The 18,995-nt window shown below is 49.4% G+C and carries 11 protein-coding genes; 1 reads left to right on the forward strand and 10 read right to left on the reverse strand.

The genetic code is table 11. The features are described from left to right. The 5 genes from VF260_12730 to VF260_12750 form a co-directional block, all read right to left on the reverse strand. A partial coding sequence (locus VF260_12730) for a hypothetical protein (GenBank protein ID HEX7058044.1) occupies window positions 1-445 on the reverse strand: 445 nt, incomplete at its 3' end. An 89-nt stretch (window positions 446-534) separates the two neighbouring features. After that, window positions 535-1,911, reverse strand: coding sequence for a sugar ABC transporter substrate-binding protein (locus VF260_12735; GenBank protein HEX7058045.1), 1,377 nt, complete (start codon window positions 1,909-1,911; stop codon window positions 535-537). A gap of 68 nt (window positions 1,912-1,979) precedes the next feature. Next, complete coding sequence (locus VF260_12740; protein HEX7058046.1) at window positions 1,980-2,816, reverse strand: carbohydrate ABC transporter permease; 837 nt, start codon at window positions 2,814-2,816, stop codon at window positions 1,980-1,982. Window positions 2,817-2,822: 6 nt separating this feature from the next. Continuing rightward, the gene (locus VF260_12745; protein ID HEX7058047.1) at window positions 2,823-3,713 is read right to left on the reverse strand and encodes a sugar ABC transporter permease; all 891 of its coding nucleotides are present in this window, start codon (window positions 3,711-3,713) and stop codon (window positions 2,823-2,825) included. Between the two features lie 33 nt (window positions 3,714-3,746). Continuing rightward, window positions 3,747-4,841 carry a Gfo/Idh/MocA family oxidoreductase gene (locus VF260_12750; GenBank protein HEX7058048.1) on the reverse strand — a complete coding sequence of 365 codons (1,095 nt, stop codon included), beginning with the start codon at window positions 4,839-4,841 and terminating at the stop codon, window positions 3,747-3,749. Window positions 4,842-5,078: 237 nt separating this feature from the next. Between VF260_12750 and VF260_12755 the strand changes: the two genes are divergently transcribed. Next, window positions 5,079-7,091 carry an ABC-F family ATP-binding cassette domain-containing protein gene (locus tag VF260_12755; GenBank protein ID HEX7058049.1) on the forward strand — a complete coding sequence of 671 codons (2,013 nt, stop codon included), beginning with the start codon at window positions 5,079-5,081 and terminating at the stop codon, window positions 7,089-7,091. Between the two features lie 430 nt (window positions 7,092-7,521). On the opposite strand, the gene VF260_12760 is transcribed toward VF260_12755, so the two are convergent. From VF260_12760 to VF260_12780, 5 genes are all read right to left on the reverse strand, one after another. Next, window positions 7,522-9,840, reverse strand: a complete 2,319-nt coding sequence (locus VF260_12760) for a hypothetical protein (GenBank protein HEX7058050.1) — start codon at window positions 9,838-9,840, stop codon at window positions 7,522-7,524. Window positions 9,841-10,156: 316 nt separating this feature from the next. Further along, window positions 10,157-15,562 (reverse strand): PKD domain-containing protein, encoded by a 5,406-nt coding sequence (locus VF260_12765; protein HEX7058051.1) that lies wholly within the window; start codon window positions 15,560-15,562, stop codon window positions 10,157-10,159. Continuing rightward, complete coding sequence (locus VF260_12770) at window positions 15,559-16,797, reverse strand: S-layer homology domain-containing protein (protein HEX7058052.1); 1,239 nt, start codon at window positions 16,795-16,797, stop codon at window positions 15,559-15,561. Before VF260_12770 ends, VF260_12765 begins: the two co-directional genes overlap by 4 nt. A gap of 989 nt (window positions 16,798-17,786) precedes the next feature. Next, complete coding sequence (locus tag VF260_12775; protein ID HEX7058053.1) at window positions 17,787-18,092, reverse strand: hypothetical protein; 306 nt, start codon at window positions 18,090-18,092, stop codon at window positions 17,787-17,789. 420 nt (window positions 18,093-18,512) lie between these two features. After that, window positions 18,513-18,995 (reverse strand): tRNA (adenosine(37)-N6)-threonylcarbamoyltransferase complex transferase subunit TsaD (locus VF260_12780; GenBank protein ID HEX7058054.1); only part of this gene is annotated, 483 nt, incomplete at its 5' end.

Raw genomic sequence — 18,995 nt, forward strand, 5'->3', positions numbered from 1 at the left:
TATCGACAACCGCTTCTATAACCTGATCCGTTTTCCTGACCGTGACCGCGCCGGACTCGGCCCAAGCACCGGAATTGCAGTGATATAAAGTACCATTTTCAACTTTATCATCAATTCCGCCGGAATCCGCCCAAATTGAAATGTTGCAACCGGTGCTCGTATTGTTGTCGCTATCGATAAAGAAGATTCCCGAGTCAGTCAAATTGTTTCCTCTAATGTTTATATAAAGTTTGTTGTCTTTTTGCACGGATTTCAAATACGTTAACAGATTGGCGCTCACCGCCGAATCATGGTTGATTGCGCTCCATTCGTCCGGAGAGCCGGAGAAAGGATCGGTTTCCGGTTCGGCAGCGTTTATTGGGGGCGCGGAGACGAAGTATGACAGGACCAATAATAAGGCTAAAACAGAAATAAAAAACTTGTTTTTCCTTTTGGTTTTGGACATTTCATCATCACCCTTGCTTTTCACACGATATAAAGAAGATCAGAGAAAGTTCCCTGATCTTCCGCCGTGACTATAATCGGAACAGTAGGTTATTTTCCGTAAAGCGTCTTGACCTCGTTGACAGCCGCGTCCAGATCGCCTTTCCCCGACAAGGGAAGCGCCAGTTTCTGCGGAATAATATCCCACAGCAATTTGTCCTTGCCGTCAAAGAACGGGGCCGTAATCGAAAACTTTTGCGCATCGATGAACGTTTGCTTGTTGTAACCGTCGTCAATGCCAAGATAGGTCGCCGCCGCCTGCATATTGGCGGGAATCGATTGTCCCTGTTTCGCCAGGGCGATTTGCCCTTCCGGCCCCGCCAGCCAGCTTAACAGCGCCCATGCCGCCTTTTCATTTTTGGTATAAGGACTCATCGCGTTGCCCGCAACTTGCACAACCGTTTTGGTTTCCTTGAATTTTGGCGGCAAAACGGTATCGAAGTTGATGTTGGCCTTCTTGAATTCCGCCGCCGACCAGCTGCCCGCGAAACTCATGGCTACTTTTCCGGTTGCCAACGTCAGGAACGGATCTTTCGCCAACGATTGGCTTTGGCTGACGGTAGGCGTTACATGATGCCGGGCGACCAGGTCGCGGAAAAATTGCAGCACTTCTTTCGCTTCAGGCGTATCGAGCGCCAACGATTGATCGTCGTTGACCAGTTTCGCGCCGTTTGACCAAAGTTCGGGCTCCAGAACGGAATCCGAAGAACCGGCCGCATCAACCGTAAGTCCCCACTGCACGACATTTTGCGGATCAAATCCCGGTTCGGAAGCGTTTTTTCCGTTTTTGTCAAGCGTCATTTTCTTGGCGATGTCCAGCGCTTCCTCCCAGGTCATCTCGTGTCCGGGATACGGCGCCCCCGCAGGATTGGTTTTCGGATCGTCAAACAGCCCTTTATTGTAGTATAATACAATTGTATTGGCGTCGCGGGGCAACGAATATTGCTTGCCATCCACTTGATGCGCGGCAAGAACGCCCGGGGCGAAATCAGCCGTGTTGAAATTGCTTTCCTTTATCAGATCCGTCAAATCTTTCAATGCGCCCAATTTCGCGTATTTATCCACATATGCGTAGCTGATTTTGAACACGTCGGGTAAATCCTTCGACGCGGCCTGCGCTGTCAAAGCCGTCCAGTATGTGCCCCAATCCTTGCTGACGACTTCAACTTCAATTTTGGGATACTTTTCGCTGAATGCCTTCAACAATTCTTTTGTTTGTTCCGTTTCTACCGCAGTCCCCCACTGCGAGTAGACAACTTTACCCGAGATCTCCTCATCTCCGGCATTCGCAGATGCCGCCGGCGTCGCTTCCGCAGCATCCGGCGGAGATGAGGACGCTTCTCCCCCATTTTCGCCCTTTGCACAGGCGGATAGAATGAGTGCGCTTACGAGACATAATGAAAATACCACTGACAACCACTTTTTCATTTGGCAAACCCTCCTTATTTTTATCACTTGCAACTTTCCTTGCTTTCCCGCCAACCTGCGATTTTTATTTATTGCTTGATGCCAGTAAGCACCACCCCCTCAATAAAGAACCGCTGCGCAAAAAAGTAAATGACGCCAATCGGCAGCAAGGCGATAAAGGACCCTGCAGCCAAAACGGGAAAATCCTGCGAGTGCTGCCCCATGATCATTTGCAGGCCAACACTTAACGTTTGCAGCTTTTCCGATTGAATAAAAATCAGCGGCGAGAAAAAGTCGATCCAGGAAAAAACGAACGCAAAAATAAAACCGGTAACCAGAATCGGACCCGAAAGCGGCATGATGACTCTTCTGTAGATGGTCCAGTATCCGCCGCCGTCCATATGCGTCGCTTCATCCAATTCCCGCGGAATCGTCATGAAAAATTGCCGGAACAGAAAAATAAAATACGGATTGGCCAAAATTCCCGGCACGATGAGCGGCAGCCAGGTGTTATACCACCCGATATGCTGATACAGGATATACAGCGGAATCAGGGTAATTTGCGACGGAATCATCAAGGTAGCGAGCACCACCACAAACACAACCCCTCTTGAACGCGCTTTCATGCGGGCGAAACCGAAGGCGATCAAAGAGCTGGAGAGCATCGTACCTACGCCAACCGTCCCGGCGATGACAAACGAATTCAAAATCCAGCGCGGCATCAGCGGCATCGTATCAAACAATCGGTAAAAGGCGCTCAACGTAACCGGATTCGGCAAAAATTCGGGCGGAAACTTGTACGTTTGCCCTTCCGTTTTCAGCATGGTCGAAATCAGCCACAGCAACGGACCGATAAAGCCCGCCAACACCACTAGCAAAATCGCATATTGCAAAAATCTTTTGGAAAGCTTGCCGGAATTCGTCATGTCGCATCAGTTTCCTTTCCCCGCTTCATAATAAACCCACCTGTTGGAGGACCATAACAAGCCGATGGTGATGATCAGAATGACGACAAAAAGCACCCAGGATTGCGCCATGGCATAACCGAAATCAAGGTCGCGAAAAGCGGTTTGGTATGTATTGAACATATAGGTTTGGGAAGCGTAGTTCGGCCCTCCGCGATTCAGCAGCATGGATTCGGTAAACATTTGAAAATAGTAGATGACTTGCATCACCAGGGTAAAAAAGATGGACGGCGTAAGCATCGGCAGCGTGATGGTAAAAAAACTGCGCACGCTTCCCGCTCCGTCAATCTTTGCCGCTTCGTACAGGTGCCGCGGAATCCCTTTTAAACCCGCCAAAAAAATGAGCACCGCGCCGCCCGACATCCACATGCCGATCGTGACGATTATCGGTTTGACCAAATTTTCCGTCCCCAGCCAATCGATTTTATCGAACCCGACCAACATCAATAACTGATTGATCATTCCGTTATCCGTGCCGAACAATATTCTCCACAAAATAACGGTGGCGACTGGCGGCACAAGATAGGGCAAGTAATAGATGGTGCGGAAAAAACGGATGCCTTTGACTTCAATATTCAAAAGTGCGGCGACGAGGATTTGGAAGCAAACGGTTACAGGAACACCCACAAAGACAAAAAACAAGGTGTTTGACAGACTCTTCAGATAAATTTTGTCATGAAGCAAATTTTTGTAATTTTCCAGGCCAAGCCAGTTCGGCGAAGTGATCGCGTTATAATCGGCGAAGCTGTAAATCAGGCTGGTTAACGCGGGCCCGATGAAAAAAGCCAGAAATCCCGCAACCCACGGCAAAATAAAAAGATAAAACTTGAGCTCCTCTTTCCATCCGGAAGCTGTCATATGTTCACCACCCATCGTTTTTCTTGCTGCTTTTTACAGTTCGTCAATATAAACATATCTTTCTTCCCTGATCGATTTTTCCGCGGCAAGGGCGATGAGCAGCGCTTCCTTGCCCACCTCGCCGGATACAAACGGGGCCTTTCCCGTGCGAATACTTTCCAGAAACGCGTAACGTTGCTTCTGGCTGCCGATATGCCCGTCGTTTACTTTGTCGGTTAGCGTATCGACGTTTATTAATTCTTTCGTAAAATTCTCGCCGCCAAAGATTTCTAAGGTTTTGTCATCCTTGGCCAGCATTTGCCCGCCATTGTCCCCGATCAACCCGATTTCAATTCCATCGCTCATCAAATTTTTCGGCTTGAGATACATGCACAGGCCCAAATTCGCTTTGCTGCCGTTCTCATAATCGACGGTCACCCACGCATGATCAATCACCGTACTGTGACTGATATTTTTTGGGTCGTAATGGGTGTAGGAGTTCGTAATCAGGCAATCTTTTCCGTATCGGATCACATGCTGCCCCCCCGACGCAAACACCCGCTTTGCTTTTGCGCCAATCATCCAGTTGAAAATGTCGAAATGATGGCAATCCTTTTCCACGAGCGTTCCGCCGGATTTGTCCTGCTCGTAAAACCAGTCCGCGGGCGGAAACGGATCGCGGAATTCCTTGCACCACATTAATGTGACATTCCCCACTCTCCCCGATTTCACCTCTTTTGCCATCCGGTTGTACAAATTGGAATAGCGGTACACCAAGCCGATCTGCAGCACCCTGTTCGCTTTCTCCGCCGCTAACAAAATGGCATCGCAGTCCTCTTTGCAGGATGCGACGGGCTTTTCCAGTAACACATGCTTTCCTTTTTCCAAAAACGGAATCGTCGCGTCTTTGTGCATATAGTTGGGAACGCTGACCACAACCGCGTCGTAATCGTCATGTTCCAACAGCGCCCTGTAATCGCGGCAAATGCGCGGGTTATTTCGGCGAACATATTTCATCGCTCTGTCCACATTTTTTTCGTGCGGATCGGCAATCCAAACGATTTCGCATTCTTCAATTTGGTCAAATCCGCATAAATGACCCGTTCCCATGTCTCCTACTCCTACGAATGCCAGCCTTGTCTTGGCCATTTATTAATCCTCCTTCGATGTATCGATGTTGGAATGAATAGTGCAAAGCGGTTAATCCAAATTAAATTATTTTTTACCCAAATAATATATTATTTTTGCGCCAAATTTATGATTCCATATTATCGCTGCGCCTATTTTTTGTCAATTACTTTTTTGCGCAATATTTTTTTGCTAATGTAAAAAGATCATGGTTTCAATTAAACTGATATTAGTTCAAACAATGGTGGGGGAACCTGCATGTTGCTGCAAGCTACTGGAATATCAAAATCTTTCGGCTCAGCGCAAATTTTATCCAATATCACCTTACAAATCCGCGAAAAAGAACGTATCGGCATGGTCGGCGCAAACGGCGCCGGAAAATCGACGCTGTTAAAAATACTGGCCGGAGAGCTCGCCTGCGATGCGGGCGAAATCCATAAAGCAAAACAGCTGCGCATCGGTTATCTGGCGCAAAACACGGGGACTGTTTCGCAGGGAACGCTGTGGGAAGAGCTTGCCGGCGTTTTTTCGGATCTGCGGGAAATGGAACGGGAATTGCGCGATTTGGAAAACAAAATTGCCGACCCGGCCCTGTTTGCGGATGCGGCAAGCCACGAAACGGCCATGCGCAAATATGCGGAGTTGGCGGAAACTTTCCGGGAAAGCGGCGGCTATGCCGTCGACGCGAAAATTCGCGGCGTGTTGCACGGAATGGGCTTTGCCGAAACGGACCCGGACACGGCGGTCAAAAATTTGAGCGGCGGGCAGAAGACACGCCTGGCTTTGGCCAAATTGCTGCTGCAGGAACCCGATCTGCTCATTCTTGACGAGCCGACGAACCATTTGGACATTCCCGCGCTAACCTGGCTGGAACATTATTTGCGGGCTTACCGCGGGGCGATGCTCATCGTTTCGCACGACCGTTACTTTCTGGACGCCGTCGTCGAGACGATCATCGAGATTGAACGCGCGTCGGCCAAACAATACAGCGGCAATTACAGCAAATACATCGCGTTGAAAGCCGCCGATTATGAAGCGGAAATGAAGCGGTATGAGAAACAGCAGGACGAAATCGCGCGAATGGAAGACTTTATACGCCGCAATATCGTTCGCGCGTCGACAACCAGGCGGGCGCAAAGCAGGCGCAAAATGCTGGAACGCATGGATGTGCTAGAGAGACCAAAAGGCGACTTGAAGAAGGCCCGGTTCGCGTTCGATTTTGACCGTGCCACCGGAAAAAACGTATTGGAGGTAAGCAACCTGGCGGGCGGTTACGACAGGGGAACCATTTTCCGGGGTATTGATCTGCATCTGCAGCGCGGGGAGACGGTCGCTTTGATCGGACCAAACGGCGTCGGCAAATCAACGCTACTAAAAATCCTTGCCGGCAAAATTACGCCCTTGACCGGCAATGTCGTCTGGGGTGCCAATGTGCGGCTCGGCTACTACGATCAGGAGCTCGAGCAATTGACGCCGGCAAATACGGTGCTGGAGGAAGTCTGGAATGACTTCCCCCGGCTGGAAGAAGTCAAAATCCGCACGGTTTTGGGCGGGTTTCTGTTCAGCGGCGACGATGTGAAAAAAAGAATCGCCGATTTGAGCGGCGGCGAAAAAGCGCGCGTATCGCTGGCGAAATTGATGCTGAAGCGGGCAAATGTGCTCATCCTGGACGAACCGACAAACCATTTGGATCTGTTCAGCAAAGAGGTGCTGGAGTCGGCGCTGCTTGAGTTTACCGGAACTCTGCTGTTTGTTTCGCACGACCGGTACTTTCTCAATAAAATGGCGGAGCGGATTATTGAATTGTCTCCGGATGGGGCACAACATTTCCTGGGAAATTATGATGATTATGTGGACAAGAAGAAGGAGCTTGCCGCCGTAGCCGTTGCTGGTACTGGCGCCGTTGCCGGTACTGTTGCCGGGGCTTTTGCCGGTTCAAGCGCCGTTGCCGGTACTGTTGCTGGTACTGATGCGGGAAAACACCCGGGCGACAAGACACAGCATGGTGCGGCGGGACCGGTCAAGACCGATTATGACGCGGAAAAACGATCGAAGCAGGAAGAACGCGGCAGGATGCGGAAAATCGAAGCGCTGGAACAGGAGATTTCCGCGTTGGAACAGCAGATCAACCAATTGCAAAACGAACTTGCGCTGCCCGAAGTGTACCAGGATTACATCGCCGTGCAACAAAAGCAAGCGGAAATCGCGGAAAAGAACGCCGCGCTCGAACGGTGTTACGCCGAGTGGGAGAAGCTGCAAGAGCGCATGTAGGGCGGAAGCGGTGGCGTCGCCCCCGCTCGCGTGGAAGCGCTAACGCCCTGCAGCGACTACGCAGCGGGCTCGGTAGTGTCTCATCCGCGCGCGGTAGCGCTATCGCTCTGCGGCGATTCCCACTGTGGGCCCGGTTGTGTCACGCCCGCTCGGGCAGTTGCGCATACACATTGCGATGATTCTGTAACGGTCGCCAGTGACGTTAATGTGCGACTTTTCTTGATGTTAAGATTCTAACGGACGACATAGCGCCTATTTGCCCATTTTCTTTGTTTTTAGGCCGAATTTCGGCAAATAGCGTCTCCTGCGTCCGTTAAAATTTCAATCCCCCGTTTTTTTGCAAAATAGCCGCAAATACGACCGTTACAGCAAATTCGGAACGAATTTGCACCAGCGTTCACGGTTGCTGTTGAGGCCAACCTCATGGGCGCTAAAGCTTATGATGGCCCGGACTGGCGGAAAGTTCCGCAAGCCTGATCATCAGCATCGGTGCGGCTGTATAGACAATCATCGTGGCCGCGGCAACGATTCCCGAATCGTTTACCGCCAACGCAACAAGCGCGCCGACTGAAGTAGCGAAGAATCCGTACATCATGATCGGATGAACGTTCTGCCAGGTGCGGAAAATGCCGCGCGGCCGGATGAACAGCATCACCATCACGAAGAGGCTTGTGATCAGCACTTTACTCCAGGATGAAACGCCGATCAATTGCCAGTTCATGCTTAGCTTGCGAATGATCATGTTGCCGATCAACTGCAGATTTCCTGCTCCCAATGCGGACATGGCCCGCCCGATGTGGCTTGTTTGGGCGCCGCCACGAAACAGTAATCCGTTCAGCACAAACAATACGACGAGCGCCGCCGCTATCAACAAGATAATAGCCAGCAACAGCATTCGAATGGAAACGGCATGCTCCGGATTTTCCCGATAGAGCCGCAGCGCAAACAAACCGAACGCCGCACAAGCGGTTATGGCCCCTCCCGCATTTGTGCCCATGGTCGGCATCGCCAAATAGACGATAATCCCAACTAAGACAAGCATCGCAAACAGCTTAATACCGGGCGCCAGCGACCGGTTTCGCTCCGTCAACAGATGCAAACCCGAGGATACGCCCAATAAAGCGGCGCCGATCAAAACGCCCATCAAATCATTGCCGATACCGTAATAGCGGGCGCCGATCATCGGGTCGTAGCCTAACACCGAATGCCTCATGCCCGTCGCGCCAGCAAGCCCGTCAACAAGCAAACACAAAGCGGTCACCGCGCCGATGATGAACAGGCTCCGCCATAACCGCAACCGATACAGCGCAAGCACGCTCACGATGACGCCGCTGAAAAAAAGCCCGAGCATTATCGCCGGCGGCGCTTGCACCCAGTACCCTGTCAGCACCAGCCAGAGCGGGCACAACAGCACGATCAGCAAAATGAACTTCATCCAAGCGGCCATCCTTGCCCATTTCAGCAAAACCGCCACAAGCCCCAAGAGCAACGCCACAATCTCAAAAATAACCATCGGATATAAAATCTGCGGCCGCAATTTATAGACTTTTTGCGCGGATGACACAACCGTCAGCAATTCGGTTAACTGGTCTTTGCCGTCCGGTACGGGAACACGCCTGATCAGGCCGCCCTGCATATTCGTGCCGGATGTAAGTTGAAAAGCCGCCAAAAAGGTGGGGGCAAGATCAAAATTCGCCACGATCCCCGGCTGTCTCGTGGTCGCCGAAGTGAGCAACCCGTATTCTCCTGCGCGAACATGCAACAAGGGGCCAAACAGCAATTTTTCCCGTTGCGCATCGGCGCTCACCTGCGGCGATAAAATCCACAGTTCGACAAAATTCGGACGCTTTTGCACAAGCCCGGCTAACTTGCCTAAAAATGCGTCGATTTCCCGCATGATTTTATTTTTTTCCGCGGCAAAAACATCCGGGGCATAGCGTTCTTTTTCCGCATAAAGCCTGGACAAATCCCCCAATTCCAATAAAACCGCGGCGGGCGTTTGCACCGCTTGCAGTTGCTTAAGCAAAAAATTGTAATCTGTCCGCACATGCGCCGGCCTGGTGGGGTCGGATCTGACCGCGTGCCCGCCGATATCTCCAAATTCGACCAAACCGCTTTTGTCCATCAGCATCAATGGAGCGTAACGCTTTTCTTTCAGCGCATTTTGTTCGTCGGTAACAGCCGTATTGGGCATGTCGCTCTCATCGGCATTGCCGAATACATATGTATGAACGCCCGCTTGCCGCAGCATCTCCCCCAACAAGCCGGGCTCAGCGCCATACGCCAGTGCATCGTTCATATGGCGGATTGCCGCCACTTCCGGAAAAATGACCGCCGCGTCGCGCGGTAATTTTCCCTGATAACGCTCGTATTTCTGCAGCGCCTGTCGCCCGGATGGAAAAATGTTTGCCATATATGCCTGGATTTGCGAATCGCTGACGGCGGGTTTTCCCGCTCCGAAAGTGGCATAGCTGTCTTCAAGCCCTTTTGTCGGCGTACGAATGTTCATGGCCGCAATGGCGCCGTTGTTCGCCAGCTTCGCCAGATTCGGCGCCGCCTTCAGCGCTTGCGGCTGGAGGTCGGCAAACGAGAGTCCCGGCACGGATACGATGAGGAGCATATGACCGTTGCCGGTATCCTCTTCGGCGAACGCGCTTTTTGTCGAAAAAAACGCGGCGCCCGCTATGGCAACGATTGCGGCAACTGCAAAGGCGATTCGAACAAAGGGCCGGGCATGGCGATGGAACACTTTTTTCCCCCATTTCTACGGCTTAGTATGCTGTGTTATCCATCCTCTCCTTATAGGTATATTGTCATACACAACGATAATCACAGTATCCACAATTTTATCCACAGCGAACCGTCGCAAAATCTGCCGAATTGCTTGTCGATTGAAGGCGGCGCCGCAAGTTATCCACCATATCCACAAGAGCTGTTGAAAACTTTATTCTGTTTTTCATCACAGTTTCGGTACAGCGGATGTATAGAAAAACAGCGTTTATCCCCATTATGCACATAGGCTGTGGATAACTTTTTCCACATGGGACAAAAGTATGATGTTTGGTTCAATCCAACCGATGCACGCCGGTCCGCTTTAACGCGCTGCCCAGTATGTTGATAGGAACGTCCGCTTGCTTGATGACGCCATTGGCATATTCCGCTTTGAAATGCACCGGCATGACGCCTTTTTGCAGCCCTTCCGTAAGCGACACCAGCCGATCGTCGTAGATTTCTCCCCGGTAAACGGTTGGATCGTCGTCCGAAGCCGACAAGTCGGCATAAACGGTCAACCGGCTGCCATCAAGCGCGATCTCGTCGATCCATGCCGTCACGTTTTTGACAGGAGCGGCGGACACGCGCGCTACCGCCAAAATCTTCTCCCCAGCGAAGAAGTCAAGCGGTGCGGCTGTCGTGTTGTGTCCTTTTTGCACATGGTAATCCAGCCAGAGATCGGTGTGCATAACTTGCGGCTCGATGATCAGCGCTTGGACGGGCACGGTTTTTTGCGCCGCGGTTGTGGTATAGCCGTCGGTAGCGGTTAATGTGACGGAATAATTGCCCGGTTGCGCGGAGGGAATCGCTACCGTATCTCCGGTGTACGATAACGTTTGCCCGTTCGGAAATCGAATTTGCCATCGCAGCGAAAGCGCGTCGCCGTCGGGATCGGTTGATGTGTTGAAAAGCACAAGCGTATCCCCTTCCCACACCGGATTCGGGCTCCACGTGAAGTCCGCCGCCGGTGCGCGGTTAAGCACCGTTACTTGCTTGACGACCTGCGCGGATTGTCCTTTGGAATCGGTCACCACCTGGCGGATTTCCATCACGCCAATGGAGTTAAAGGTTTTCTCCCATGCACCGCGGCTTGTGCTTTGCAGCGTTTCCGCATCCCCGGTCGTAACATTGCGGATGTAGTATTCATGTTTCAGGTTTGCCGCCGCTCCGTCTTCCGGGTCGCTTGCTGTGGAAACGATGCTGACGGGTACGCCTCGGTAGGTCGTGGTTGGCGTAACGGTAAAGCCGGCTGTCGGCGGCTGGTCGGGCGGCGTGATTTTGTTTACGGTAAACGTCTGTTCGTTCCAGTTGCTCCAGGCGCCGTATTCGTCTTTCACCGCAAGTCCGACGGTATATGTTCCGGTTTCCTGCGGAGTGACGAGTTTTTGCTGCACCGTGGTGCCGGATGGCGTGACGTAATAATATTTGCGCTCCAGGATACCCCGCGTCGCCTTGTAGTCGATGCCGGTATCTTCGGTGCTGTAAATCGTGGGCGACGCCCAGCGGTCGGGATCATAACTCGTATCGTTCCAGACAACCGTGCCGTCTGCGGCCGCCGATAGTGAAAATTGCGCGACAGGACGGCGGTGAACGGTGATCATCTGGAAGTATTCGTTGGACCACTCGCGGTATTCGGCAAACGTGCCGTCCGGATACGGGTAATCGCTGTTTGGGTCATCCCGCGCTTTTAACGTCACTTTGTACAAGCCCACTTTATCGAACGAGAGAACAGGCGCGGTAAATGTTTTTCCATTCATCGCGGATAGTCCCTGGTTATTCAGAAACTTCGGCGTGTGCTCGATGCTCCATTGGTAATTTCCGGCCAACGGGTCGTTTTCCGGATCGGTAAACGCGATATTGCTGTACCTTACATCCGCCTTTGCCTCTCCCGCATCCCAAATGGCGTAGCTTGTCAGCCATTCTACATCCGGAGTGGAGAGCTGCTTTTGCGAAATGTTGCTAAATTGCACATACGGCTTGTCCGAAAACGGCCCAAACTTGCCGGAAGTAAACGTGCTGTCCGTGGCATTCAGGTACGGCGTGCCGTTCAAGTAAACTGCAATAACGCTCCCCTGCGTGGAAATCTTAAAGTTATAGGCTACGTTATCCTGGAAGGGGTAGGCAGAGCTTTTCAGCACCGTTCGTGCCCCGTTCACATACTTGGACAAGTACAGCGTGCTGCCGTCGGTTTCAACCGCATAGCGGTTTTTCGGGTCCGTCATCCGGAAGGAAAAACCGGCTAATTCCTTGTCATCTTTTGTAAACTTCATGCCTAAAGAAAATGTTAACACTGAATCGTCTAATACATTAGGAGAGACAAATTGTCCTAATGTTGTCCAATTATAAAGTTTTGGATCTGACGTTGGTGTTCCCTTTATTAGCCATACGCTAGTACCTAGCATATCTACCGGATTGCTATAAGTTTTTACACCTAGAAAAGCCAAATATAAGCCATCTCCAATATACATGCCTAATATAGCATTACTTGCAAATGATGCATACATCGTATTTGCCGAAAGGATTCCTCCACTGGGAGCGACCGGATCCAAACTATATTGAACGCCAGTGTTAGATTGTTCTACGACATATAAACCGGTACTTGAAGCTGTTCGATAACCATCAACAGTAAGAGTTCCTGTTACACCAGAATTTGAATACTGACCATCCTGATCAATATTCAAATTATTAGGCTCTATACCGGTAAAATTAAACGGAAAAGAAGATGACGCTCCTGTGTCCATATTAATAGCTTGTAAATATACTTTCACACTAAGTCCATCGGGTGAAAAACTCCTTACCAGTATTTGTCTAGATTCATTGTTAATGATTAAAAACTGTTTTTTATCTTCAGAATCACCGGTGTAATAACAAGAAAATTGATTTGAATAGCAAACAGGCCATTGCCCAGTCAAATGAGTGGTAAAAATACGATCTCCTGTTTCAATGTCAACTTTCTTAACATAATTATCCTTATAATTTCTCGCGTCATTGTTATATCCGCTGCTACAATCCATACAACGGAGAGAAACTTCTTGATAAAGATCACCTTCCGCGTCAATGTAATATTTAGTTAAAGGAATTTCCATAAAGGTCCGCATGGCGTTGTCAGGGGAATAATACATACTTTTTTCTATAATTGGAGCGATTGATTTAGATATTAAATGCCCTTTACGATCAAAAGTTAAAATCATATCATTAATGTTATAGGAGGTAGATCCTAATATAACAATTAAGTTATCCCCTGAAGGAATAAGCTGTTGAACAGGTCTGTTGGTAAAAAGTAATTTACTATCTAAAGAACTAGCAATTTTTTGACCCGTAAATGCATCATATGACTCTACATTAAGTAATAAATCGTATGTTTCAGTAAAGCCTCCATATGATTCTTTTACAGCAACCTTGTGATCACCATCCGGTCTCCCCTTTAATGTAACCTTATATATGGTACGGTCTGCGACTGTAAAATCTGCCTTTGACCCCCAATCAGTTACCCTATCCGGATAATAACCCAAATATGGTGTCATTAAACTATCGTCAAAAGAAGTCTGATAAGATCGATATGCATTCCAATCGGAAAACACAAAGTAGTATGGTAAGTCTAAATAAATATCATCTGTTGCACTACTTCCAGTTGTTATAGCAAAGTCGTATGGATTCCCATTGACCCATATATGTTCAATCGTTGATCCATCCACTGGTGGATACAAAAAATTTAAATGATAATCCCCTATCTTGGATTTATTCATTGCAAGTAACTGTGTATGCCCATCACGCTGGAATTCAATGTATACATATCGCGAGTTCGTAAAAATATTCTTTATATTATCGAAACTGCTTTTATTTCCATTTACATGGAATACTTCCGTTGTTAATGAGTAATTCAAATTATTTAAACTTGATGGAAATGGCATAGGTTGAGCAGCATATGGCTTGTTGGGATCTATCGCTCGATATGGACTTATGCTATTTGCACCAAATCCGAAGTCAGTTTTAGCCAATAATGCATTTGCATATGGTCCGGACATACCAAATTGGAAAGTTGTAAAATCTATATCCTCTGCCTTCCTTCCCAATCCACCTGCTAGCTCACCATCTACTAGTGTCCATTTCGCATTTTTATTCTTAATCTGGCTAGTTGAATTAACAGCATATAAATCCCAATTCATAATTTGATTAGGCGTATAAATTACGCTGCTGTCCGGGTTCGGCTGCTCGTTCTTACCTTCCATCAAAAAGGAAACAGCCGGCGCTTGATTGATCACATCCAGCACTGCAACATCCTTCGCCGTTTTTCCGTAGTTTTCGATCGCCGTAATTTCGATTTGATATTTTCCGACTTTGGTTGGTTTTAGGCTTGCTTTTGTCATATCGCCGGGAAGGGCAACCCAGGCATCGTCAATGAATCCGTTGTTGTTCACATCGTACTTGTAGCGATAAGTAACGGATGTAATGATATCGCCATCCGGGCTGTATGATTTATTAAAGAAATCGTAAGTTTGGTTCCGAATCCCGAGCGGCGGCACATCCACTTTTGCGATTGGCGGTTCGTCCGGCAGCACAGTAAACGTTTTTGAGACGGGGTAAAGCGACTTCAAGCCAGCACTATCAAACACTTCCAACGTTACGATTTGCGGCCCGGGGGTCGTATATACGCTCTTTTTACCCGTCCAAATATCCTTGGAGTGGTCAATGGATCGCCCGATAGGGCTGTAGCTTTTATCACCGTTGATACCGTTTGGCGCAATCGGGTGGTTTTCCCTGATCACATCGGGTACTGTGATGACCGGAATCGGGTTCGGGTCAATTACGCTTACATTCGCCGTCGCGGTGTTGGTTGCGCCCCGGTCATCCACGACAGTTAACGTAATTTTCACCGATCCGGACCGATCATATCGTAAGGACAATGCGGAATCGTCGGCGTTCTGATAATCTGCGGCTGGTGAAACATTCCATGAAAAATCCACGATGCTGCCGTCCGGATCGTAAGACTGATCTCCGTAAGCCGTAAACATTGCACCAGTCGTTTGTGTCAAACCCACGTTTATTTTCGCAACCGGCGGCTCGTTCTCGCTGGGCGTCGGCGTGGGGGTCGGGGTGGGAGCGGGCGTCGGTGTCGGAGTAAGCGTAGGGGTCGGGGTTGGGTCCGGTTCCGTGATCGTTACAGTTGCCTCCCACTGCACAATAACCGGGAATACATAGGTGTAGCTGGGGCTCGCGCCGCAAGCGTTATCCACCTTGCCGGTCGCCGGGCTGCCGACGAGGGCGGTAATTTGCAGTTTGTCGCCCACCGGTGTAAAGACCGGGTTGGAGCCGACGGCAGCCTCTAGTACAGACGTATCAAGTGTAATGCCTCCGGCTTTGATGCGAATATCTGTAACCTCATCCGGTGCATACGGACCACCATCGCCATTCCAACTACCCGGTTTTCCAATGTTAAACAAAAAAGTAGCCGTCGTTCCTGCCGGTTTTCCGCCCGCATCGGCAGCGGTATAGAAACCGCCAAAAGAATCTTGTGTGCTCCAATGTCCATCCAAATGCTGGCACCAGTAGAAGCCAGGTGTGTTGGATGTATAGCCTGTCACGGTTATTTGACGAGTAGCCCCCTCAGCCGGTTGAATGTAAAGAAAATCCTGCAGCACGGAAAATAAAATCAACGCACATAGCAAAGCTGCTATTCGTTTATATCTCCGTCTGTTCATTTCCCATAGCCTCTTTCAATAATGCTTTTCTTGATTTCATTTTCGAATACCGGTATCTGGTAGTATTCCTTCCAATGACTGTATGCAGAGGAAACAGAGCAAGTATAGTCTTGGCCATAAATGTCCAACGAATCATTAATCGTTGAAGTAGAGAAAATTTCATAGGTTTTGTTGGCTTCAAGTATGATTAGTTTAACGGGACTATAACTTAAATACCCGAACTTCTCTTCTGCTGTCCTAAATGGTACGCCGTCAGAAGTACGAACTAACCCGTTGGGATACAGAAATGTTGAATAATTACCGCTATTCAAGGCAAATGAACTCTTGGTCTTAATCACAAACGACACCAGCATCAGCGCCTTCTGCTGTTTGATATAGTCATCGTTCTGGTTTTTCCGATCCCAGCGCAGCTTGCGGTCAAAGATGCTCGGTTCGCCCTCTACAGGTAACACATACACCCGGTTTAATCGAGCAGTATATTTATAGGTTTCCGCGATAACCGGATCTTTTTTGAAGTTCATGTACGGCTTGACGTAATCGGTGACCGTGGTGGCGTTGGTGCCGGTTTCGGCGACTTCCTTCAGTTCCTTTAACCCTCGGAAATGTTCCGGCGATTGCAACTGCACCTCCAACAAATTCTCGATCATCGTCACAGCTTCCGCTCTTGTCGCCGTTTTCTCAACGCCCAGCGAAAAATCCGGATAGCCGGACACAATCCCGGTACCGATCACCAAAGCTACATTGGGCACGTCTTCGGTTTTTATCTTTTTCCAGTCGATATAGGGAATGTCGCCATTATATAAACCGCTAAAAGCTTGCAGATAAGCATCATATGCCTTGTTGGTGGCAAGTCCTCTTGCCGAAAGACGCAAGATCTCCAAACGGCTGATATTGGCGTTATAATCGGCAAACTCCTCTTTATGCAACAGGCCCATTTCCAACGCCGCCGCCACATACGGTTGGTACCACGGCTTTCCGCCTTGGCTGTGCGGCAATTTTAGCGCATCCACCAGCATCTTGATAAACTCCGCGCGCGTCACCTGTTTATTAGGCTGAAACGTTCCGTCCGGAAAGCCCGACACATATCCTTTTTGTACGGCAAGCAGAATGGCGTTCTTAGCCCAATGGTTTGCGATATCGGAGAATGTTTTGCTTTCTTCCGTTGCCGCTTGCGCCGGTAAAATCGCTGTAAACAGCATGGCAAAGGTTGCGATCAAAAAAAACAATTTCCTCATTGTGCATTTCCCCTTCTTGAAAGAATTAAAAATACGATTAATGGTAGCCAAAACACGACGATAAACAGATGGACGTACAGCTTCCAGTTGCGAAATTCCGCTTCTTGCCGGATGATATCCCGCGTATCTGCTTGCGGCCTTTCCAACTCCTTTTGCCCGATCGCGTATTCCTCCGGTGTAAGAACGCCCTTCCACTTATCCGGGATACGAACCGATAGCACCCGATGTATCGCAGCGAAAAAATTGAGCCGCAAAGAAAACCGATAACAAGATATAGTACCGGAAACAACCAGATTGCCAGATCATTTCCTCAAATTTTGGATTTATGTACAAAGGATCGCTTACCTGTGGTGGGTTGGGGCATCCTTTTTTTCTTTTGTATAAGGCCTTTAGTTTTCGCGCTCCTTCTTGAAGCCTACTCTTGCCATGCATCTATGATTTTGTATCCATACTGACAAAGCAGCGAAAGATACTAAACTGCGGCCCAATCAGCTTACCGCTTGGCTCACGAAACCCATGGGAAAAACATCCTGGCATGCATCGTCTGATCACCATCTAGGGCCCACGCTTAGCGCGAAGCGCTGTGTGGATTAAAATGATCCAATTTGTTATTCCGATATCGGATATAACGTGATATACTGCGTGTAAGAATAGTAAAACCGCGGGCGCTTGAGACACCTACAGTTCTGCGCAGGCGCCGCTTAAAGAGCGGCCGGCAGCGGTAAAACATGAGGAATAGGCCTCCCCAGCTTATCAGGTCAAGGAGGTCTACTTCTTTTTGTGGGTCATGGGCAGGACTACCAATATCCCAAAGGAAATCATCAGCGTAAGTACCTGATACATGTCCACAGGCATCATCTTCCTTCCGGGAGATTAGCCGACCGCCCTTGCAAGCCGTTTCACTTGTACAGAACTTATTCTATCAAGATTGGTAAAAATCGCCAACCATCACATGACTATCATAATGAGGAAACTGAGTGCTTTTTTCATCATGCTTTCCCCCGTTTGTATGAAAAGATAAAATGTACAATGAGCGGCAGCCAAAAAACGACGATAAACAGATGGACGTACAGCTTCCAGTTACGAAATTCCGCTTCGCTTCGCAGAATGATATCTTGCGTATCTGCTTGCAGCCTGGCCAACTCCCTTTGCCCGATCGCATATTCTTCCGGCGAAAGATCATCTTCCCACTTCTTCGGAATCCGGGCCCGAAGCGCTCGATGAATAGCGGTGGAAAAGATCGAACTGCAAAGAAAACCGATAGCAAAATAGAATGCCATTACCATCCAAACCATTGCAAAAACCTCCAATTTTTGATTGAAGTATAAAACCACTTCGGGTATAATAGACTTAAAGAAGGGAAGGGACGAGGCCAATTCGCCCCTCCCGGAAAAGGATTGCCTACTTACCTTTGAGGGTGCTGGCATCCTTTTTTCTTTTGCGTTTCGGTTTTAACCGCTGCAAAAGTCTTCGGATCTCGTCAATTCGCCGCCAACACCGCCAAAGCAATGATTGGCAGTTCCATTTCCGGTTCACCCCCTTTCCGCCCAACTGGGGCGCAGGGATAGTGTCCCTTCTTTAGGCCTAATATCGCCGCTTTAAATGCTCACATAAACGACAAAAACCGCCCATCGAAGAGATGCCTCTTTAATGGACGGTTCTTCCGTCTTCTTACAACAAAATTTTAACACGTTTTGGCACAAAACGTCAAATTGTCAATTTTCCATCCATTTTTCCAATGACAATAACGCTTCGGCTTTCATATCCAAACCGGTGAATTTGCCCTGCCGCCACTTGATAAAAGCGGCGGCAGCGATCATTGCCGCATTGTCCGTGCACAAGTCAAGCGGCGGATACAACAGCGGGATGCCTTCCCGCCCGCATCTTTCGCGCAGCGCGGCGCGCAGCCCCTTGTTTGCGGCCACCCCGCCCGCCAGCAGCAATTGTTTCGCCCCATATTCCCGGCAAGCGCGGATCGATTTTTCCACAAGCACTTCAATCACCGATTCCTGAAATCCCCGCGCCAGACTGGCGGCATCGATCTTTTCCCGCTTCATTTCCGCCTGGTTGAGAACCGACAAAACCGCCGTCTTCAACCCGCTGAAGCTGAAATCGTACGAACCGGGTTCCAGCCACGACCTGGGCAGCGTGATCGCTTCGGCGGCTTCATGCGCCAGACGGTCAACGTGGGGACCGCC

The sequence above is a fragment of the Bacilli bacterium genome (assembly GCA_036381315.1).
Lineage (GTDB): Bacteria > Bacillota > Bacilli > Paenibacillales > KCTC-25726 > DASVDB01.